We start from the raw sequence: 22,782 nt of genomic DNA, 5'->3' as shown, positions 1-22,782 counted from the left end.
GCCGCCGTTTACTGGGGCTTAAATTCAAAGCTTCGCTTGCGCTAACCTCTCCTCTTAACCTTCCAGCACCGGGCAGGCGTCAGCCCATATACCTCACCTTTCGGTTTCGCATAGACCTGTGTTTTTGCTAAACAGTTGCTTGAGCCTTTTCTCTGCGGCTGCATTTCTGCAGCACCCCTTCTCCCGAAGTTACGGGGTCATTTTGCCGAGTTCCTTAACAATGCTTCTCCCGCCGGCCTTAGGATTCTCTCCTCATCCACCTGTGTCGGTTTACGGTACGGGTACATTAAACACAATAGCGGCTTTTCTTGACAGCTGGCTCACATACTTCGCTACTTTTGTTCGCTACGCATCACGTCTTCGGCTTAAGATTAGCGGTTTTTCCTACTAATCACCTACCTCGCTTGCACCAGTCTTTCCTTTCCTGGCTTATGCTTTCCACCTGTGTCCCCACATTTCTGATTTAATGTAGTACAGGAATTTCAACCTGTTATCCATCGACTACGTCTTTCGACCTTGCCTTAGGCCCCGACTTACCCAGGGCAGATCAGCTTTACCCTGGAAACCTTAGATATTCGGCCATGAAGATTCTCACTTCATTCTCGCTACTCATTCCGGCATTCTCTCTTCCTGACAGTCCACCATGTCTTACGACTTTGGCTTCGTTCCGTCAGCAATGCTCCTCTACCAATGCATTCGCATTCCTAAGCTTCGGTGTCGTGTTTTAGCCCCGGACATTTTCGGCGCAAGACCTCTCGACTAGTGAGCTATTACGCACTCTTTTAATGTGTGGCTGCTTCTGAGCCAACATCCTAGTTGTCTTCGAAATCTCACATCCTTTTCCACTTAACACGTACTTTGGGACCTTAGCTGTAGATCTGGGCTCTTTCCCTTTTGACCACCCAACTTATCTCGTGCAGTCTGACTCCCAAGCATCATCTTGCCGCCATTCGCAGTTTGATATTCTTCGGTAGGCTTTGACGCCCCCTAGGAAATTCAGTGCTCTACCTGCGGAAGACTAACTTGAGGCTAGCCCTAAAGCTATTTCGAGGAGAACCAGCTATCTCCGAGTTCGATTGGAATTTCTCCCCTATCCACACCTCATCACCACCCTTTTCAACGGATGTGTGTTCGGACCTCCACTACCTCTTACGGCAGCTTCATCCTGGACATGGATAGATCACCCGGTTTCGGGTCTATCATAACTGATTATTTCGTGCTATTCACACTCGCTTTCGCTTCGGCTCCGTTCCTTAAGAACTTAACCTTACCAGCCATGATAACTCGCCGGACCGTTCTACAAAAAGTACGCCGTCGTGGTGCAAGCACCACTTCGACAGCTTGTAAACACAGGGTTTCAGGTTCTCTTTCACTCCCCTCCCGGGGTCCTTTTCACCTTTCCTTCACAGTACTATGCGCTATCGGTCACTGAGTAGTATTTAGCCTTACGGAGTGGTCTCCGCTCATTCCCACAAGGTTTCTCGTGTCTCGTGGTACTCTGGATACTGCCATGTCAATTTCGATTTCGGATACGAGGCTTTCACTCTTTATCGCTGGACTTCCCAGACCATTCTCCTATCAATCTTGAATCAATTACGCAGTCCTAACCCCAGAGAATAAATCCTCTGGTTTGGGCTCTTTCCCTTTCGCTCGCCGCTACTTAGGAAATCGATGTTTCTTTCTCTTCCTCCGCCTACTTAGATGTTTCAGTTCAGCGGGTTCCCGGCCATACGTTATGTATTGGCGTATGGTCAACTAGAGTCTATCTAGTTAGGTTTCCCCATTCGGAAATCTACGGATCAAGGAATATTTGCTTCTCCCCGTAGCTTATCGCAGCTTATCACGTCCTTCATCGGCTCTCAGTGCCTAGGCATCCACCCTATGCTCTTATTAGCTTAACCTTTCATTAATGTATAGCGTTACATTAATGGGTTCTTAAAAGTTCTTTTAAACTTTCGGTTTGTTTATTGGTTTGACAACATCTGTTGTCGCACCTCGGATGTCTAAACATTGTTATTATTTCTAATAACTGTTGTTTTAGAATATTTAATATGCAGTTTTCAATGAACAATCGACTTAGTTTTCTAAGTCTTTTTAGACTGTTTGACCAGTCATCAGGTAGGAGAAACGCTTGTTTCTTCTATCTCATCGCCAGTCAAGCGACGCTGTCTAATATATCGCAAACTCGTTATAATGTCAAGCATTATTTTAAGTTTTTTCTTTTTTTAAATCTGGCAGCCACCTACCTTCCCACACCGTCTCCAGTGTAGTATTATCGGCCGCTTAAGGCTTAACCATCGTGTTCGAGATGTGTACGGGTGTTTCCCCTAAGCGCATCGCCACCAGAAGGGCTTTATTTAATTCTACCTTAACAACTCAACAGAATGACAATCTCTACTTCTTCTTCCTTAGAAAGGAGGTGATCCAGCCGCACCTTCCGATACGGCTACCTTGTTACGACTTCACCCCAGTTATCAAACCTGCCTTCGGCGGCTCCTTCTTACGTTAGGTCACCGACTTCGGGCATTTTCGACTCCCATGGTGTGACGGGCGGTGTGTACAAGACCCGGGAACGTATTCACCGCAGCATTCTGATCTGCGATTACTAGCGATTCCAGCTTCATGTAGTCGAGTTGCAGACTACAATCCGAACTGAGACGTTATTTTTGTGATTTGCTTAAGCTCACACTCTCGCTTCACTTTGTTTACGCCATTGTAGCACGTGTGTAGCCCTAGTCATAAGGGGCATGATGATTTGACGTCATCCCCACCTTCCTCCAGGTTATCCCTGGCAGTCTCTCTAGAGTGCCCAGCCGAACTGCTGGCTACTAGAAATAGGGGTTGCGCTCGTTGCGGGACTTAACCCAACATCTCACGACACGAGCTGACGACAACCATGCACCACCTGTCACCGATGTTCCGAAGAAAGAGTACATTACATACTTGGTCATCGGGATGTCAAGACTAGGTAAGGTTCTTCGCGTTGCTTCGAATTAAACCACATGCTCCACCGCTTGTGCGGGTCCCCGTCAATTCCTTTGAGTTTCATTCTTGCGAACGTACTCCCCAGGTGGAATACTTATTGCGTTAGCTGCGGCACCGAATCTCTTATGAGACCCAACACCTAGTATTCATCGTTTACGGCGTGGACTACCAGGGTATCTAATCCTGTTTGCTCCCCACGCTTTCGAGCCTCAGTGTCAGTTACAGTCCAGTAAGCCGCCTTCGCCACTGGTGTTCCTCCTAATATCTACGCATTTCACCGCTACACTAGGAATTCCACTTACCTCTCCTGCACTCTAGCTAAACAGTTTCAATAGCAGTTCCGAGGTTGAGCCCCGGATTTTCACTACTGACTTGCTTTGCCACCTACACTCCCTTTACACCCAGTAAATCCGGATAACGCTTGCTCCATACGTATTACCGCGGCTGCTGGCACGTATTTAGCCGGAGCTTCTTAGTCAGGTACCGTCATTATCTTCCCTGCTGATAGAGCTTTACATACCGAAATACTTCTTCGCTCACGCGGCGTCGCTGCATCAGAGTTTCCTCCATTGTGCAATATTCCCCACTGCTGCCTCCCGTAGGAGTCTGGGCCGTGTCTCAGTCCCAATGTGGCCGGTCACCCTCTCAGGTCGGCTACTGATCGTTGCCTTGGTGGGCCGTTACCTCACCAACTAGCTAATCAGACGCGGGTCCATCTTATACCACCGGAGTTTTTCACACTGCATCATGCGATGCTGTGCGCTTATGCGGTATTATCAGCCGTTTCCAGCTGCTATCCCCCTGTATAAGGCAGGTTACCCACGCGTTACTCACCCGTCCGCCACTCAGTCAACAAATCGTCATCCCGAAGGAATCGTGATAAGTTGCTTCGTTCGACTTGCATGTGTTAAGCACGCCGCCAGCGTTCATCCTGAGCCAGGATCAAACTCTCATAAAAAGTTTTACCTTAGCTTAGTTCTGAACGAACTAGCTTAATAGTTTCGTTTCCGTTTAACATTACTGTTATTAAGGATAATCATTTCAAAACAAAATTGTTTTACGATTGATTACTCGCTTGAATATTTCAAAGAATTTTCAAGGTTGTCATTCTGTTCAGTTGTCAAGGTTCTTATCTCCAAAGCCTTGTGTTTACTGGCTTTGTTGATGTTTTGTTGTCGTTGCTGTATCGCAGCGACTTGTATATATTATCATCTAGATAACTTATTGTCAACACCTTTTTTCATATTTTTTCGCAAATTTTCGATTTTTTTAAATCGTGTTTTAATTCCCACTATATATGGTGGAATATAAACTATACTCTACAAGGAAAGCCAAAAGAACCATCCCATTAAGGGATGGTTCTTTTGAAAGGATATACATTCTTTAATATATAATACTGGTTATAACTCTACTTTAATAGAACATCTTCTAATCTTCTTTTAGGTACATAGTGATTCATATCTTCATCTCTATAGTACTTTACGTCGTTATTTTGCATTTCAACTAGAGATACATTTTCCTTAGGATAACCAAGTGCCAATACGAGGTCGATCTTATAATCGGCTGGGAGATTGATTGCCTTTACTAGCTCTTCTCTTTTAACGTTACCAAGAATGCAACCACCAAGGCCACGCTCTACTGCTGCCAACATTATAGTCTGACTAATTATGCCCTCATCTATATCTGCCTTTGTATCTTTATCGGTAGCAAGAATAATGTATGCGGCTGGTCTTTCATTTTCAATAGGACCATCCCAATCCTTTAGGTAACCAGCCCAGCCAAGGGTCTTATATACCTCTGCGGCCTCGGCCTCTTCATATACAAGCTTATATCGTACAGGCTGGCGGTTGGCTGCAGATGGGGTGTTTCTTGCAATGTCCACTAGTTCTGTTAGTTCTTCTTTGGAAATTTTCTTCTCATTATAGAAACGTCTATAGGATCTGTTTTTGAGCACCATGTCTTTTAAGTTCATTTCATACCTCCCTGATTGCATTTTTGCTTTTAGTGATTGCGCTTAATAGCATTAGTTTAACGTTTATTGTTAATGCTTATTATTAATGCTTATTATTAATGCTTAGTTTTATTGTAGGCATTTGGCAGGGTGGATGCAATAACTCTTTGCCAGTTTGAAAGGATTTGTGGCTTTCGTTATTGAATGATGGGATTTATGAATTGTTAACCTTTGATTAGTTTGTAGTTGACAATGCATTTTTATAATGCTAATTTGATAATTAAGAGCGTAAATCTTCCCTTAAAGATTTGGCTCATTATAATTACTGGGAGGAAGATATATGAAGAATCTTGTTACTAACGAGGGAATTTTAAAAGACGAGGCTACGGAGCTTAAGGCTTCAAAGCAGGAAGGGGAAAAGAAGGGATTGCTTTCTATTAAGACAATTGCAATGTGCGCCATTATGACTGCACTTTGCTGTATTCTTGGACCTTTATCAATTCCTATTGGGGCTGTGCCAATTTCATTAACTGTTATTTCAGTTTACCTATGCGTTTACAGCCTTGGTTGTATTAAGGGTAGTTTGGCTTACCTTGTTTACATGCTTTTAGGACTTGTGGGACTTCCTGTATTTTCGGGATATCAGGGTGGTCCAGCTAAGTTGTTTGGGGTGACTGGCGGTTATATTATCGGATTTATTTTTATGGCTTTGATTGCTGGTTTCTTTATTGACCATTTCTCATCTAAGCATTGGTATATGCATTTGGTGGGCATGGTACTTGGTTTGGCTGTATGCTATGCTTTCGGAACTATTTATTTTATGCTTCAGACAAACATGTCTCTTCAGGCTACTTTAACAGTTTGCGTTTATCCATTCCTTGCTTTTGATGCAATTAAGATTGCCTTTAGTATGGTGGCTGGTATTGCAATTAGAAGAGCTTTGGCTGCTGCCCACTTAATGTCATACAAGAAGTTATAAGACGAGGATTTAAATATGGATATGATTAAACTTGCTAAGGAAATTATTGAGGGTAGACGCTTAAGTGAAGCAGAGGATTTGTCCTTTTTTGAAGATTGCGATTTAGATGATTTATTAAGGGGCGCAGACATGATTCGTGCACATTTTAACGGAGATAAGGTGGACTTATGCACAATTATCAATGCTAGAAGTGGAAAATGTGGTGAAAACTGTAAATACTGCGCCCAGTCTGTGCATTATAAGACAAACTGCGAGGTTTACGACTTTTTAGATGAAGAAGAAATTCTTAAAAGCGCTAGAGAAAACTACAAAGCCGGCGTTGATAGATTTGCAATAGTTACTTCAGGCAGGGCTTTGTCTGGAGAGGAATTTGAGAAGTGTCTTAGAAGTTTTAAGTTGATTAGAAAGGAATGTCCAGGGCTTGGGCTTTGTGCTTCCCTTGGCTTATTGTCTAGGGAACAGTTTGAGGCTTTGAAAAATGCTGGCGTTAGCCGTATTCATAACAACATCGAAACTAGCCCTAGTTTCTTTCCTAGCATTTGCACTAGTCACACAATTAAGGATAAGCTTAATACTATTGAAAATGCGAGACTTGCCGGACTTGATGTATGTTCCGGTGGAATCTTTGGCCTAGGAGAGAGTTTTAAGCAGCGTATTGAAATGGCCCTTACTCTTTCTAAGATTGATGTTGTCTCTATTCCTATTAATGTGCTTATTGCTATTAAGGGAACTCCGCTTGAGGGAATGCCTCATTTGGAGGAGGATGAGATTTTAAGATCTATTGCTATGTTTAAATATATTAATCCTGCTGCCAACGTTAGACTTGCTGGTGGTAGAATTCTTGTAGATAAAGCTGGTAAGAGGGCTTTTAATAGCGGAGCTAGCGCATCTATTACTGGAAACATGCTTACTACTTCTGGCTATACAATTGAAAGTGATAGAAGGATGCTTAGTTCTATGCACAGAGAGCTTGCAAAGGCTGCTAATTAAAGAGGTTGCCGATTAAAAGATAGATGATTGGCAGAACTGATAATTTGTGAGCTTGAGGATGATAATAAATAATACTTAAGGCGGACATTTAACATGTCCGCCTTTTTTCAAAAAGAAAAACCAGGAAGTTAATTACTAACTTCCTGGTTAAATTACTTAACGGAGCAGGAGGGATTTGAACCCTCGCGCCGGTTTCCCGACCTACACCCTTAGCAGGGGCGCCTCTTCAGCCTCTTGAGTACTACTCCAGATTCCGTAACTGCGCTCGCCAATTGTGTTATATATAATAAACAATTCTTGAACTTAATTATGAAATTTGCGCTAAACGCAAGATTTATTATAGCTTGACTGCATCTTATTGTCAACACAATTTTCTAGAATTATTTATATATTTTTGCTCATTTTTTCGTATTTTTTCTTATTCTGCCATTAAGAATTTGTCCTCATAAATTCTTAATTTTACTGTATCTCCTACATTTACCAAAAGCATATCTAAGACGTCTGTGTACTTGGCATTATAGATATTGTTGTTCTGATCTACGATGTAGAGATAAGTATTTCCGTTATTATCTATTGTCTGCATCTTTGTAATAGTAATTTCTGTTTCTGTATATAAGCTCTCATCTATAGTTTCACTAGTTGTTGCCTCTGAACTATCATTGTTTGCTTCATCTAAACTAATGTTACCGCTTAAGAGATTCTTATAGTTTTCGATACATTTTTCCTGAGTTGTGGCTGTGGCAACGATGTTGTACTGCGATACATTTACGCAGGCATACATTTTCACCAAACCAGACTTATCCTTTAATACCATGATGTATGTTGGGATGTCGTCGATGGTAATGAGGGATGGGAAGGATGCTTCGTAGCCCTTCTCCTGTACCTCGCCTTCAGCTGCGTTCATTGCTGAGAACTCGTCGGCGCCTGAAGCTTCGATAAACTTTGTCTGGCCTGTTCTTTCATTGGCAATGATGAAACCGATGTTGGAGCTATCGCCATTTACGGATGTAACACCTGTGTAAATGTAGATGTCATCGCCAATTGCGATATAACCGTAATCTGAGGTTGATTCTTCTGAATCCTCTGTGACTTTACGGCATCCATTTTGTCCAATGACTGAGTTTAGGAAGCCTTTCTGTAACTGAGCGTAATTGTTGTACTGCTCAGCGATATAGTTTCCACCGTAAACTACGTCTACCCAGCTTGGAACGTCTGAGAGTTTGTATTTTGTCATTTCGCCGGTAATAGGATTTACAAGGATTGCGCCTGTTACCTTCTTACCGCCAAATAAGCCGATTGTCTTTTTAATAACTGGTGCCACATACCATGGGTTACCTTCTTCGTCCACCTCAAAGTGTGGTGTGTCAAAGATTGTTGTTAGATACTTCATTCTAATGTGTCTTTCAAGATCTTCTGAGAAGAAAGCGGATGGCACGTAAACCATGCCTTCTGAAAGCTCTGTATAATTGGCATCCATTGTTACTGGATCTACAACGACGTAACCTGGGATACCATTGTTTTTATTGTTAATCCATTTAAAGAAGCTTGCGTAAGATAATGGCGCTACCTTAACTGGGCTTGTGTGAACATTTAACTGAGTGTAGGAATCATCTTCGATGTCGTACTGTGATACTACGCTTGAAAGTGTTCCGATTTCTCTGTCACCTAGCTTCTTTGCTGAATCAGTGTCCATAAGGGCGATTGCCGATGTATTAGAAACTGATGGCAAATCTGAGATTTCGCCTTCTTCTACCTGAAGAATCTTACTATATGCCTTGGCATTAATTAGCTTTGATGAGAAGAATGAGAATATAATCATTAGGGCTACAATTCCAAGTGCTATAAGGCTAGACACCTTTGTAAATGTGCCTAAGTCCTTGTAGTTAACTTTTGCCGGTTTCTTTTTCTTTGATTTAAAGCCTCTCGAAGAATAAGTTGCTCTTGCAAATATCTGAACGAACTGTCCAAATCCTGAGACAACTGTTGCTATTATGAATACCATTATTATGAAGAACCAGAAATCACCTGATGTTAGGTTGATTGGTGGTATGAAAATGTAGTACATAATAATGGATAACACCAATGTGATAATTGCTGATATTATGTGTGATAAATATTTTTTCATTTGTCCTCCCTTTATTTAGATATTTTGTATTATTAAATTCAGTATATCTAAGGATTTTACATTTGTCTATAGTTAATAAGAACTAAAAAACCAGGAGCTTATAACTCCTGGTTTTCTAGTATCGGTTTAGTTTTTTCTATATTATCTATTAGAAACTTTCTTTCTTAATGTTACAACTACTGCTGTTGCAGCTGCAATAATCATTGCAATAACATATGTGAAAATGTTGCTATTATCAGATGTCTTTGTTGTTGAAGTAGAAATCATTGCGCTTCCTACAACTACTTCATCTTCATCAGCAGCGATTTCACCTAAGTATGTGTTATCAGCTGTAATTGTGATTGTCTTAATTTCTACGTAGTCTTCATCACCAGCTACTTCAACGATTGTTGGTTCTTCTGCAATATCTTCATCGCTTGATACCTCAACAATTGTCTCTTCCTCTGTTGGAGCTTGTGTTTCTGTTTCTGGTTCTGCTACAGTCTCTTTAGTTGAGCTTTCTGGCTCTGTTACTTCTGTTGAAGATTCAGTCTCTGAAACTGTTACTTCTGTTTCAGCTTCTGTTGGTGCCTGTGTTTCTGTTTCTGGCTCTACCACTGTCTCTTCAGTTGAGCTTTCTGGCTCTGTTACTGTTTCCTCTGTTGAAGACTCAGTCTCTGGAACTGTTACTTCTGTTTCAGCTTCTGTTGGTGCTTGTGTTTCTGTTTCTGGCTCTACCACTGTCTCTTCAGTTGAGCTTTCTGGCTCTGTTACTTCTGTTGAAGACTCAGTTTCTGTTTCTGGTTCTGCTACTGTTTCTTCTTCATTTTCTAACTTAGTCCACTTTGCTGCACCATCGATATGCCAATTACCGCCAGCATTCTTCTTAATTACATACCACTTAATATCATCAAGATTTGTTGTATATGTATCTCCGTTATATGTTACCTGGAGGGTCTTTACTCCATTTTCAATAACAACTTTAACATTAACACCTCTAACCTGTGTTGTTACTTCTGTGCCATCTGTAAGATTTGAGAAGTCTACATCAATAAGATTTTCGATATTTGATTCATCTGCGTAAGTTATTTTACCATTTTCAGAATACTCAAAATCAAGTGTTATTGTTCCATCACCGTTAGAAAGGTCTGATGAAAATGCATTAGTATATCCTAAATCTCTATAAGATAAACCTGTTTTTTCTTCATACTTTAAGTAACCGTCTTCATCAGTAATGGCACCATTTGCCCAAGGCATTACAAGATAGAAACCTGTATTAGTTGCTGTTGCAACCTGTTTCTGATATGTAAATACGATTACGTTATCCTGACCTTCTGTTAAAGTAATTGTCTGCTCTGGGTCAGATACTAAATCATAACCTGAAATTTCTTTAGCAGTTGCTGTTACGTCTTTACCGTAAATTAGGTATGAACCATCTGTTGCCTCTCCAACTTCTGTTGTTGCCTCGATTTCTTCACCAGTTGTAGCATCAACATACTTTACTGTATATGTTGCTCCAATTACACCTTCGTCGATCCAATTTGGTTCACCATCTACGTGCCACTTCTGACTTCCCGATTCTTTCTTAATTACGTACCAGTTAATATTCTTAACATAAGTTACATAGCTGTGATTATTATAAATAACCTGTAATGCTAATTCTCCATTTCTTTCTACTACTGTCATAGGAGAGTCAGCTCTATCTGTAATAATTGTATCTCCAAGAGTAAGATTAGAGAAATTATTAGTATAAAGGAAATTCTCTACATACTGATCTTCAGCATATGTTACTCTTTCATTTAAATTAAACTGATAAGGATTATTAAAAGCTAATGAAAGCTTTCCTTCTCCCTGAGCAATGTCTCTTGAGAAGCTGTATGTATATCCATAGTTTGTATATGATGCATTAGTTGTTTCATAGAACTTATATGTTCCTGGTAATGTCTTACTTGCCCAAGGCATTACTAAGTAGTAACCAACCTCGTTTGTATAATCGTATGCATAATTATGATAATTATAATCGTAATTGCAATAATAATTATCATAACAATAATCAAAATATATCTTTCCTAAATTTCCAAATAGTTCACCAATATATAATGTCTTTGAATTAGTTAAATAGTTTGTTTCCCCATATGTTGCTTCATAAGTATTAGCAGTTAACGATTTCAAGTATGCCTTAGATGTCCCCACTGAATTACTGCTTAAATCTAAATACTTTTGAGATACACCAGCTACTAATGCAGCTACTGTAACGCCAAGAGTTGTTGCAACAAGAGTTTTTAATTTCTTGTTCATTCTTTTTTCCTCCAAATATAAATCCTTTTCTAAAGATTTCTCACTTCACATGTGTATAGTACTTTAGTCATCGAAATCGTAAATACATAATATCATCATTGTTTTTTCACAAACACACCATAAAAGGGGGGATAAAAAGATTTTTCGAAAGAAATTGTATAAATATAAAAACAATAATTTTAGCAATTAGTACCTATGTCCTATTTTTACAAAAAAATACGCGGTTTTTATACTATTTTTAAAAGAGCACACCCTTGTACTCCCCATCTAGCCTGGACTGTATTACACCCGTTTACCACCGGAAACCCCCACCGGTTTAGACGTTTCCATGTTTAACGAGCTAGTACTTTATTACTAGATACTTGTGACCTTGCCTTATTTTCTGGCTTGATTCAAGGTCACTATAATTTCTCATTAGTAAAATTGCACAAAAAAACAGCTACAATATTTACATTAAAGATTCTCTCAAATGTAAATACTATAGCTGTCTATATTCTTTAATATAAACTAATCTTCTAAATTAGCATATTCTTTAATTGCTGTTTCATAGAGGTTGTTTCCTTCACTATCGATTACGACAATTACTGGGAAGTTCTCAACTTCTAGTTTTCTGATAGCTTCTGTACCTAAATCATCGTAGGCAATTACTGTTGATGACTTGATACATTTTGATAAAATTGCTCCTGCACCGCCTACTGCTGCAAAGTATACTGCTTTGTTAGCTACAATTGCATCAATAACAGCCTGGGATCTTTTGCCCTTTCCTATCATTCCCTTTAATCCTAGGTTTAATAGGTCTGGTGCATACTTATCCATTCTACTTGCTGTTGTTGGGCCAGCAGAACCTATTGGTCTTCCTTCTCTTGCTGGAGATGGACCCATGTAATATATAATATTATTAGTAAGGTTTATTGGCAAGTCTTTTTTGGCCTCTAAACATTCTGCCATTCTTTTATGGGCTGCGTCTCTAGCTGTATAAATTGTTCCAGTGATGTAGACATAATCACCACTTCTTAAACTCTTTGCGTCTTCATCGCTTATTGGGGCATTAATATATTTATCCATGTTTATCCTTCCTTTTATCAACATTATTTTGAAAATGTTACGATCTAATCCACATTTTTAATTCTTATCAACATATTGCTTGGTTGATAATTATAATACTCTGTGAGAATGTCTGTTAACGTGGCAACATATATTAATTCCTACTGGTAGGCCAGCGATATGTGTTGGATAGGTTTCGATATTAACTGCTAGTGCAGTCTTTGTTCCGCCTAGTCCTCCTGGGCCAATTCCTAGTTTATTGATCTTTGTTAGCATTTCTTTTTCTAGGTCTCTAACATATTCAATTGATGACTCTTCGTCTAGGTCACGGGTTAGAGCCTTCTTTGCTAGGAGTGCACATTTTTCAAAAGTTCCTCCAATACCTACGCCAACAACCATTGGTGGACAGGCGTTAGGACCGGCATCTTTAACAGCTGTTAGAATTGCATTCTTTACACCTTCGATTCCATCTGCTGGCTTTAGCATAAATACGCGGCTCATATTCTCACTACCAAAGCCCTTTGGAGCGACGGTAATATCAACCTTGTCGCCTGGAACTATATTAAAATGGATGATTGCTGGGGTATTGTCCTTAGTGTTCTCGCGGTAAATTGGATCTTTTACCACGGATTTTCTAAGGTAGCCTTCAACGTAACCCTGGCGCACACCTTCATTGATTGCATCTGTGATATCGCCGCCAACTAGATGAACGTCTTGACCAACGTTTATGAAAACTACTGCCATTCCAGTATCCTGGCAGATTGGTATCATCTCGTCTCCAGCGATTTGTAAATTCTCTTTTAACTGGTTTAAAACCTGCTTTCCGAGTGGGGATTTTTCTTCAACAACAGCCTCATTAAACACCTTTGCCATATCTGGTGTTAAAAAATGATTCGCCTCGATACACATTTCCTTAAGATTCTGTGTAATTAATGATACATTAACTTCTCTCATAATTTTTTCCTTCCTAGATGAGAATAGTCTAACTTATCAGACTAGTATAACGCTAATTATTATATCTGTTTAAATTAAAAATAGCTATACTTTAATAGTAATTTTTATCGGTATATGATATACTTTTGACGCGTAGAAATAAAATGGGGATTGTAAATTTATTTACAACGTGGGTTATAGTATGAATGATAGTTATATTCACAACTTAATAGTTAATTCAGACACTTTTGATATTCTATCTGCTGATTCTGAATTTTATAATTTTATGGGTGAACGACTTTATTTTACTTTCGAGAAATTTATTGGAGAAAGTGACCTTGAGCTTTTTAAATACAAGGTTTTAAATAAGGATTCATCTTATTTTATTATAAAAATGTATTCACAGATTGGAACTTTACTTGATTATATTATGAAAATTTCACCAGGTCCAAACAAGAGCCAGATTGCTATTAAGTGTGTTGAAATGAACAAACTGATTGATGAGCATATGCAGCTTATTAAACATCAATCAGTGGATTACAATGTTTTAAATCTTTATAATGACAAGATTTTAGTTTACTATCCTGATAAGATGGATGTTGTAATTTATGAACCAACTATTGATGGCAGGGATTATGAGGTTATATCTCTTGAGGATTTTTCAAAAAGAATTCCTGGAGATTCTAATGGATTGATATCTTCCCTTAAAAATGGAGAATCGTCTTTTGAATACATTTTCGATGACGATAATTCGGAAGATCTTGTACAAGTTAGAGGTATGTCAATTTATAACAATGGCGAGTTTTTAAGAGCTACTGGTTTTATTCATAAGAATTCTAGAGCGATTACTACAACTACTAATAAGCCAATGATTGACTCATTAACTGGTACATTAACTAAAAACGAAATTACTAATTATGCTGTAAAACAGATAGATATTGAGCACCGCGAAGGTACTACAATTGCTATTATTGATATTGATTATTTTAAAAATGTTAACGATAGCCTTGGTCACTTAAAAGGTGATGAGGTTTTACGTTCCATTTCAGATATCATAAAGCAACAGGTTGGAAATGCCGGAATTGTAGGACGTTTCGGTGGTGATGAATTTTTCGTTGTTCTTCATAATGGTTATAACGAGGAGAAAACTAGAGAAATTTTACGTAGTTTAAAAAATATTGTAAATGCAACTTATGCTCCTAATGATGAGGGAAAACCAGTGGTTTCACTATCTATTGGCTGTGCCTGTTATCCTAAGGATGCTGATAACTATACAGATTTATTTACCATCGCAGATTATTGTTTGTATGTTGCTAAGGACCTTGGTCGAAACAGATATATTATTTATACACCTGCAAGACTCAAGTCTTTAGAGGAAATTAAGCAGGATTCTGCTACAAATCATGATTTAAATATTGATGGTCGTAACAATTTAATTCTTAGCGAGGTTTTATGTAAGCTTTTTGCTAAGTTAACTGATGATGAGGAAGTCGGAATCCAGGAGGTTCTTGATGCCTTTAGTTATATTCAAAATTTCCAGAGAGTTATAATTTATGATGAAAATGCTAGACCTGTTCATATTGCTAGTCGAAATAATTTTGATAGAGAGGTCATTGAGGCCTGTTCAAGTTATATTCTTGATGAGGACTTAAACAGTATTTATCAATATGACAATGTATTGTTGATTAATAATATTTCAATTCTTAACAATCATGCGCCGGCTGTCTATGAACCACTTAAAAAGCAAGGAGTTCAGGCTTTTATTCATATCAAGTTTAAGGATAAGTATAATCATAGATACGTTTTATCAATTGAGGCAACTAAGATAAGAATTACCTGGGATACTAATAATATCCACAATTATCGTCTTATGGCTAAGATCTGCGCCTATGTTATCAACAAATATGGCTTATAGGATCTTAATATGTTGAAAAAGTATAGAATTTAATATAAGTATTAAAAACCCCACTAGTTTAAACTAGCGGGGTTTTTATTTAGAATTATGAGTTAAATCACAATTTAACTTAAATTATTCTTCTTCTTCTTGATCTTCCTTAGCTCTATCTAATAATTCATCAAGGGAATTATCTAATTCGCTAGCTTCTTCAGTCTCTGTTGTATCAGATGCAGATTCTACTGGCTTTGAAATTTCTTCATCATCAGCTTCTTCTGATTCAAATCCTTCAACATCATCACCTGATTCATTAGCTGGCTTCTGTCTTACCTTAGCTAGTGAAGCTACATTTACACCATCATCTAAGTTAATTAACTTAACACCTGATGTAATTCTCTTAAGCTTAGAAATATCTGAACACTTAAGTCTAATAATAATACCTTCTGTAGTGATTAACATGATTTCTCTATTCTCATCTACAGCCTTTGCACCTACAACATTACCTGTCTTCTCAGTAATCTTGTAGCACTTAACACCTTTACCGCCTCTATGCTGTACAGCATATTCTTCGATATCAGTTCTCTTACCCATACCATTTTCAGATACGATAAGCATTTCACTACCTTGGCTATTGAGCTGAACGCCAATAACTTCATCCTGGTCATTAAGGTTCATACCAATGACACCCATTGCTGAACGTCCTGTTGGTCTTACGTCTGTAATCTTAAATCTGATACACTGACCAAACTTAGTAACCATGAGGGCTTCTGTATTATCATCTGTTAATTTAACTTCGATTAACTCATCGTCATCTCGTAAATTAATAGCCTGAATTCCTGTCTTTCTAATATTGGCAAATTCTCTAACTGGTGTTTTCTTAACAATACCATTCTTAGTTGCCATAAAGAGGTAATCCTTATCCTGTAACTTCTCAACCTTAACTGGTACAACTGCAGTGATTGTCTCACCTGGCTGTAACTGTAAAAGGTTAATTACTGCTGTACCTCTTGAAGTTCTTGAAGATTCTGGAATCTCGTATGCCTTTAACTTATAAGCACGACCCTTATTAGTAAAGAATGTAAGTGTATGATGAGATGTTGTCATGAATAAATCTTCAATGTAATCTTCATCAATTGTCTGCATTCCCTTAATTCCCTTACCGCCTCTGTTCTGAGACTTGAAATTATCTGGAGTCATACGCTTTACATAGCCTAAGTTAGTTCTTGTAATAATGCATGGCTCATCTGGAATAAGGTCTTCCATTGATAAATCGAATTCATCAAATCCAATAGATGTTCTTCTATCATCACCGTACTTATTAGCAATTTCCTGAATTTCTGTCTTAATAACGCCAAGTAATAACTTCTTATCTCCAAGAATTGCCTTGTATTCTGCAATCTTTTCATGAAGTTCTTTTAACTCAGCTTCGATCTTATCACGCTCTAAGCCTGTAAGAGCACGAAGTCTCATATCTACAATTGCCTGAGCCTGAGCTTCTGTTAAAGCAAATTCTTTAATTAAGCCTTCCTTGGCAATTGTTACATTTGCAGAACCTCTAATAATTGCAATAACTCTATCGATATTGTCGAGGGCAACCATTAAACCTTCTAAAATGTGTGCTCTTTCCTCAGCCTTGTTTAAATCATACTGTGTTCTTCTTGTTATTACTTCTTCCTGGTGAAGTAAGTAATAGAATAACATGTCATGTAAATTTAAAACCTTAGGTTCGTTATTTACAAGAGCAAGCATGATTACACCAAATGTATCCTGTAACTGAGTATGCTTATATAACTGATTTAAGATGATATTAGGATTTACATCACGTCTAAGTTCGATGGCAATTCTCATACCTTCTCTATCTGACTCATCACGTAAATCTGTAATACCGTCAATTCTCTTATCTCTTACTAATTCTGCAATTTTCTCAATAAGCTTAGCCTTGTTTACCATGTATGGTAATTCTGATACAACAATTCTATTCTTACCATTTTGCATTGGCTCAATATTAGTAACGGCACGTACTTTAAGCTTTGCACGTCCTGTTCTATAAGCCTCTTCGATTCCTAACTTACCAATGATTGTACCACCAGTTGGGAAATCAGGGCCCTTTACTATTTCTAAGATTTCTTCCATAGAGGTATCTCTATCTTCTAAAATCTTATTATCTATCATCTTTACTACAGCAGCTACTACTTCTCTTAAATTGTGAGGAGGAATATTAGTGGCCATACCTACAGCAATACCTGAAGTACCGTTAACTAAAAGGTTTGGGTATCTTGATGGTAATACTGTTGGCTCTTTTTCTGTCTCATCAAAGTTAGGGATAAAATCTACAGTATCCTTGTTTAAATCTCTAGTCATTTCCATAGAGATTTTACTAAGTCTAGCTTCAGTGTATCGCATAGCTGCGGCGCCATCGCCATCCACTGAACCAAAGTTACCATGTCCATCAACTAAAGGATATCTTGTATTGAATTCCTGAGCTAACTTAACTAAGGCTTCATAAATTGAAGAATCACCGTGTGGGTGATATTTACCCATTGTATCACCAACAATACGCGCACATTTTCTGTGTGGCTTGTCAGGTCCATTATTTAACTCTATCATTGAATACAAAATTCGTCTTTGTACTGGTTTTAACCCATCTCTTACATCGGGTAAAGCTCTAGATGCGATAACACTCATGGCATAATCGATGTAGTAATTCTGCATCGTTTTATTCATATCTACTTCTTGAACTTTATCAAAGATATGCTCATCCATTATTTTATGTCCTTTCTAGAATTTATAGTAATTCATGTATATATTTTAAGTTACTAGATATCTAAGTTCTTTACGTACTTAGCGTTAGCCTCGATAAATTCACGTCTTGGTTCTACCTTGTCACCCATAAGTGTTGAGAATGTTACATCAAGTTCTGATTCATCATCATCTTCCATTCCAACTCTTAAAAGGATTCTCTTTTCTGGATCCATAGTTGTTTCCCAAAGCTGTTCTGCATCCATTTCACCTAGACCCTTATATCTTTGAACCTTGTTAGACTGGTCACGGCCAATTTCTGTCATAATCTTGTTTAATTCGTCATCATTATAGGCATACCAAACCTTCTTATTCTTCTCAATCTTATAAAGAGGAGGTTGAGCAAGATAAACATGACCTTGTCTAATAAGTTCTGGCATAAATCTGTAAAGGAATGTTAAAAGTAATGTTGCAATATGAGCACCATCAACATCGGCATCAGTCATGATAATAATCTTGTGATATCTAAGTTTAGAAATATCAAAGTCTTCATGAATACCTGTACCAAATGCAGTAATCATTGCCTTAATTTCTGCATTTCCTAAAATTCTATCAAGTCTTGCTTTCTCAACGTTAAGGATCTTACCTCTTAGTGGTAAGATAGCCTGTGTTGCTCTACTTCTAGCAGTTTTAGCTGAACCACCGGCTGAATCACCCTCAACGATGTAAATTTCACAATTCTTAGGATCCTTATCTGAACAATCAGCTAATTTACCTGGAAGTGAAGTACTCTCAAGTGCTGTCTTTCTTCTTGTTAAATCTCTAGCCTTTCTTGCAGCTTCTCTTGCACGCTGTGCAAGTAAAGATTTTTCGCAAATTGACTTAGCAACCTGTGGATTCTGCTCAAGGAAGTAAGTAAGCTGCTCACTTACAATACTATCAACTGCACCTCTAGCTACTGAGTTACCAAGCTTTTGCTTAGTCTGACCTTCAAACTGAGGATCTTCAATCTTAACTGAAACAATTGCAGTTAAACCTTCACGGATATCATCACCTGATAACTGAGGATCAGAATCCTTAAGGATTTTAGCTGTTCTTGCATAGTCATTAAATGTCTTAGTTAAGGCATTTCTAAAACCTGTAAGGTGAGTACCACCTTCAGGAGTCTTAATATTATTTACAAATGAATCGCAAACTTCGTTAAATCCATCGTTGTGCTGGAAGGCAACTTCCACCTGAACCTTGTCTTTAACGCCTTCGCAATAAATAATCTGTTCGTAAAGTGTATCCTTACTCTTGTTTAAGTAAGCAACAAACTCCTTAATACCACCTTCATAGTGGAAAGTCATTTCACGTTCTTTACCTTCACGTAAATCAGATAAAACAATCTTGATACCCTTTGTTAAAAAGGCCATTTCTCTAAGTCTTTGCTTTAAAATATCAAAATCATATTCTGTTGTTTCCTGGAAAATTTCAGGATCAGGAAGGAATGTAACTTTAGTTCCTGTTTCTTCAACTGGGCAATCACCAACAATCTTAAGATCATAGCAAATGTGACCTCTTTCGTATCTTTGCTGATAGATATGTCCATTTCTCTTAACCTGAACTTCGAGCCAACATGACAAAGCATTAACTACAGATGCACCTACACCGTGTAGACCGCCGGATACTTTGTATCCGCCACCGCCGAATTTTCCGCCAGCATGAAGAACTGTATAAACTACCTCAATCGCTGGTCTTCCTGTCTTATGATTAATATCTACAGGAACTCCTCGACCATTATCTACTACTGTTATTGAATTATCTGAATTTATGAAAACATTAATTGTATCACAGTATCCTGCTAGTGCCTCATCAACTGCATTATCTACTATCTCATATACTAGATGATGAAGTCCTCTTCCAGATGTAGTTCCAATATACATACCTGGTCTTTTTCTTACAGCCTCGAGACCTTCCAAAACTTGGATTTGATCTCCACCATAATTCTGCTCTGCCACTATGATTCCTCCTTCTATGTACTACTTTAATTTATCAATTTATAGGTCTTAGTCTTCTTCCTTGTAGTCAAAAACCTGACCGTTAACAACTCTAAATATCTTATTAACGTCTATTCTTGAATTGATAAATTCGTCTAGACCTGTACAGGTAATAATTGTTTGAATATCACCTATGCTGTTAATAAGAAAATTTTGTCGATTGCTATCTAATTCAGATAAAACATCATCTAGTAAAAGTATTGGTGTATCCTTGATGATTATCTTAACTAGTTCAATTTCTGATAATTTTAGGGAAAGGGCTGCTGTTCTTTGCTGTCCCTGGGAGCCAAACTTTCTAACATCCTGTCCATTGATATAAAAAACTAAGTCGTCTTTATGAGGTCCAACATTAGTAACTTTATATCTTAGGTCTCTGTCTCGACTCTCAGATACATTTTCATAAAAATTATCTTCTGAAACATTAGGAATATACTTGATTTCAAGCTTTTCCTTACCACCAGTAAGCTTACTATGAATATCAGCAACAATTTCGTTTAGCTGATTAATAAATCTTACTCTTCCCTTTATTATCTCTTTACCAAACTTTACTAATTGTATATCCCAAATATCCAGTGTCTCTAGGGATTCTTTTGATGGATTAAAGGATATATCTTTTAAAAGTTTGTTTCGCTGATTAACTACTTTGTTGTAATTAACAAGGTTACTTAGATAGATTTTATCCAACTGGCTAAGTTCCATATCCATGAACCTTCTTCTCTCGCTAGGACCATTTTTAATAATATTTAAATCCTCCGGAGAGAAAAGCACTATGTTAATTATACCAAATAATTCCACAGCTTTCCTTATTGGAATTCCATTTATTGCAATTCCTTTAGATTTTCCATGCTTAAGGTGCATATCGATACGATAGTTTATGCCGTTTTTCTTAACATTCACTTTAATATGAGCTTCGCTTGTACCAAGCTTAATAATTTCTTTATCCTTACTTCCTCTATGTGACTTTGAGGTTGAACAAAGATAAAGGGATTCTAAAATGTTAGTCTTACCCTGAGCATTATCGCCATAAATAATATTAACATTGCTATCGAAATTAATATTTAAAATTTCATAATTTCTGAAATTCTTTAAATCAATTGATTCTACAACCACTTTGCACCTGCTTAAATCTTATTATTAATTATTAGCTTTAATAGTAAACTGCTGATTGTTGTATTCAACTACATCACCATCGTAAAGCTTCTTGCCACGCTGAGTTTCAACGTTACCATTTAACTTTACCTGGCCATCCTGAATAACAATCTTAGCTTCTACTCCTGACTCTACTAAACCTGCAAGTTTTAAAGCCTGACCAAGTTTAATAAACTCATCTCTTAATTGAACTACTTCCATACTTTACCTTCTAACCTTTGATTTATCTATATTCTCTTGAAAATGTATCGTTTTAGCGACACAGTCTCAAGAGAAGTATATTTTAAAAATATCTAACAAAAATACTAGGTTAAATCTAAATTTAACCGGTATTAAGCTACAAAATTAACTGGAAGAATTAAATAAACATAATTCTGCTCCTTATCTCTAATAAAGCAAGGAGACTTTGGATTAACTAAGTAAATATCTACTGTTTCATCATCGATTACTCTTAATGCATCAATAAGGAATTTAGGATTGAAACCAATCATAATGTCCTTACCGTCTTTATTGATTTCGATGTTCTCATCAAAGTTACCGATAGCTGACTTAACATTTACCTTAAGGGAACCATCCTGGATGCTGATAATGATTGGCTTCTTATCACTTTCCTTGATGAATAAGTTAGCTCTATCTATTGATTCTAAGAATTCCTTTTTGTTAATAGTGATCTTAGTTTCGTAATCATTAGATAACATCTGATCAATCTTGAAGTAATCACCTTCAATTAATCTTGAAACTACTAATGTATTATCAAATTCGAAAAGAATATGATTATTAGTAAAGTAAACATTTACCATAGCTTCTGCATCAGTAGATAAAATCTTACTAATTTCTGATAATGTCTTACCTGGAACAATAGCCTTAATTGTATTGTAGTGTTCCTCTAAAGTTACATTACGAATAGCAATTCTATGTCCATCAAGACCAACAACCTTAAGCTTATTATCTGATACTTCAAATAATTCACCTGTCATTAATTTATTATTATCTAACATAGATATAGAGAAAAGTGTCTGATTGATTACTTCTCTTAAGCTAAACTGAGATAATGTAATCTTCTTTTCTTTAACAATAGCTGGAAGATATGAAAAATCTTCACCAGACTTACCTGCAATATTAATCTTTGTGTTCTCACATTCAATAGTAGCAACGAAATTATTGTCTGTTTCTAATGTTATTTCATTATCAGGAAGTTTTCTAATAAATTCAGAGAAAAACTTAGCATCTAAAGCTACTTTACCTTTTTCAATAATGTCACCCTCAACGATAGTCTCGATACCAAGTTCCATATCGTTAGCTGTAAATTTAATAACATTAGTAGTTGCATCAATTAAGATACATTCAAGGATAGTCATTGTTGTTCTAGTAGGAACAGCTTTCATTACGATATTAACTGCTTTAGTTAAATTAGATTTTGTAAAAACTAATTTCATGATGTGTAAAACTCCTTTCAGTTATTAATGCGACTCTGTCGCCATATATAAATATATATATTTTCGTAGTCGTAGTAGTAGGCAGTGTGGAAAAGTTTAAAAATATGTTGAAGCCTTACTGCTACTGGGTTGCTTGAATTTGATAACTGTGTTAAAACGATCGATTTTTGATGTGAATGAATTATGGATAAGTCCCAGTCAAAAATTTAATTAAAATCATTAAAATGAGTTATAAAGTTCA

Annotated in this window: 13 protein-coding genes, 1 tRNA gene and 3 rRNA genes; 3 read left to right on the top strand and 14 right to left on the bottom strand. The window is 37.3% G+C overall.

Annotated elements, in window-relative coordinates:
- The 4 genes from QVA17_RS02210 to QVA17_RS02195 form a co-directional block, all read right to left on the bottom strand.
- Positions 1 to 1,901, bottom strand: a 23S ribosomal RNA gene (locus QVA17_RS02210); the annotation flags it as partial.
- 328 nt (positions 1,902 to 2,229) lie between these two features.
- A 5S ribosomal RNA gene (rrf, locus tag QVA17_RS02205) occupies positions 2,230 to 2,347 on the bottom strand.
- A gap of 65 nt (positions 2,348 to 2,412) precedes the next feature.
- Positions 2,413 to 3,943 (bottom strand): 16S ribosomal RNA (locus tag QVA17_RS02200).
- Between the two features lie 450 nt (positions 3,944 to 4,393).
- Complete coding sequence (locus tag QVA17_RS02195) at positions 4,394 to 4,957, bottom strand: nitroreductase family protein (protein ID WP_287386151.1); 564 nt, start codon at positions 4,955 to 4,957, stop codon at positions 4,394 to 4,396.
- A 430-nt stretch (positions 4,958 to 5,387) separates the two neighbouring features.
- Here QVA17_RS02195 and QVA17_RS02190 point away from each other — a divergent pair, with 430 nt between their 5' ends.
- Both QVA17_RS02190 and bioB read left to right on the top strand, forming a co-directional pair.
- A complete protein-coding gene (locus tag QVA17_RS02190) occupies positions 5,388 to 5,915 on the top strand; it encodes a biotin transporter BioY (RefSeq protein ID WP_287386154.1) in 528 nt (175 codons plus the stop codon).
- Between the two features lie 15 nt (positions 5,916 to 5,930).
- Positions 5,931 to 6,905: a biotin synthase BioB gene (gene bioB / locus QVA17_RS02185; protein WP_287386150.1), complete on the top strand. Its 975-nt coding sequence runs from the start codon at positions 5,931 to 5,933 to the stop codon at positions 6,903 to 6,905.
- Between the two features lie 160 nt (positions 6,906 to 7,065).
- On the opposite strand, the gene QVA17_RS02180 is transcribed toward bioB, so the two are convergent.
- The 5 genes from QVA17_RS02180 to QVA17_RS02160 form a co-directional block, all read right to left on the bottom strand.
- Positions 7,066 to 7,153, bottom strand: a tRNA-Ser gene (locus QVA17_RS02180).
- A 170-nt stretch (positions 7,154 to 7,323) separates the two neighbouring features.
- Positions 7,324 to 9,030: a hypothetical protein gene (locus QVA17_RS02175; RefSeq protein WP_287386148.1), complete on the bottom strand. Its 1,707-nt coding sequence runs from the start codon at positions 9,028 to 9,030 to the stop codon at positions 7,324 to 7,326.
- Between the two features lie 141 nt (positions 9,031 to 9,171).
- On the bottom strand, positions 9,172 to 11,307 hold the full coding sequence (locus tag QVA17_RS02170) for a MucBP domain-containing protein (RefSeq protein WP_287386146.1): 2,136 nt from the start codon (positions 11,305 to 11,307) through the stop codon (positions 9,172 to 9,174).
- A gap of 507 nt (positions 11,308 to 11,814) precedes the next feature.
- A complete protein-coding gene (locus tag QVA17_RS02165; protein WP_027431121.1) occupies positions 11,815 to 12,372 on the bottom strand; it encodes a Fe-S-containing hydro-lyase in 558 nt (185 codons plus the stop codon).
- A gap of 90 nt (positions 12,373 to 12,462) precedes the next feature.
- Entirely contained in the window at positions 12,463 to 13,305 is an 843-nt protein-coding gene (locus tag QVA17_RS02160) for a fumarate hydratase (protein ID WP_287386143.1), read from the bottom strand.
- A gap of 181 nt (positions 13,306 to 13,486) precedes the next feature.
- Between QVA17_RS02160 and QVA17_RS02155 the strand changes: the two genes are divergently transcribed.
- The gene (locus QVA17_RS02155) at positions 13,487 to 15,199 is read left to right on the top strand and encodes a GGDEF domain-containing protein (protein WP_287386142.1); all 1,713 of its coding nucleotides are present in this window, start codon (positions 13,487 to 13,489) and stop codon (positions 15,197 to 15,199) included.
- 114 nt (positions 15,200 to 15,313) lie between these two features.
- On the opposite strand, the gene gyrA is transcribed toward QVA17_RS02155, so the two are convergent.
- The 5 genes from gyrA to dnaN all read right to left on the bottom strand — a co-directional run bounded on the left by gyrA (position 15,314) and on the right by dnaN (position 22,541).
- The gene (gyrA, locus tag QVA17_RS02150; RefSeq protein WP_287386140.1) at positions 15,314 to 17,941 is read right to left on the bottom strand and encodes a DNA gyrase subunit A; all 2,628 of its coding nucleotides are present in this window, start codon (positions 17,939 to 17,941) and stop codon (positions 15,314 to 15,316) included.
- 53 nt (positions 17,942 to 17,994) lie between these two features.
- On the bottom strand, positions 17,995 to 19,917 hold the full coding sequence (gyrB, locus tag QVA17_RS02145; RefSeq protein ID WP_027431117.1) for a DNA topoisomerase (ATP-hydrolyzing) subunit B: 1,923 nt from the start codon (positions 19,915 to 19,917) through the stop codon (positions 17,995 to 17,997).
- 48 nt (positions 19,918 to 19,965) lie between these two features.
- Entirely contained in the window at positions 19,966 to 21,066 is a 1,101-nt protein-coding gene (gene recF / locus QVA17_RS02140) for a DNA replication/repair protein RecF (protein WP_027431116.1), read from the bottom strand.
- Positions 21,067 to 21,090: 24 nt separating this feature from the next.
- Positions 21,091 to 21,306, bottom strand: a complete 216-nt coding sequence (locus QVA17_RS02135; protein ID WP_027431115.1) for an RNA-binding S4 domain-containing protein — start codon at positions 21,304 to 21,306, stop codon at positions 21,091 to 21,093.
- Between the two features lie 131 nt (positions 21,307 to 21,437).
- Positions 21,438 to 22,541 (bottom strand): DNA polymerase III subunit beta, encoded by a 1,104-nt coding sequence (dnaN, locus tag QVA17_RS02130; RefSeq protein ID WP_027431114.1) that lies wholly within the window; start codon positions 22,539 to 22,541, stop codon positions 21,438 to 21,440.
- Positions 22,542 to 22,782: the final 241 nt, after the last annotated feature.

Origin of the sequence: Lachnospira sp., from assembly GCF_016290755.1 — a bacterium.
Lineage (GTDB): Bacteria > Bacillota > Clostridia > Lachnospirales > Lachnospiraceae > Lachnospira > Lachnospira multipara.
The sequence above is the reverse complement of the archived record's forward strand: the minus strand, read 5'-3'. Positions and strand labels throughout refer to the sequence as shown.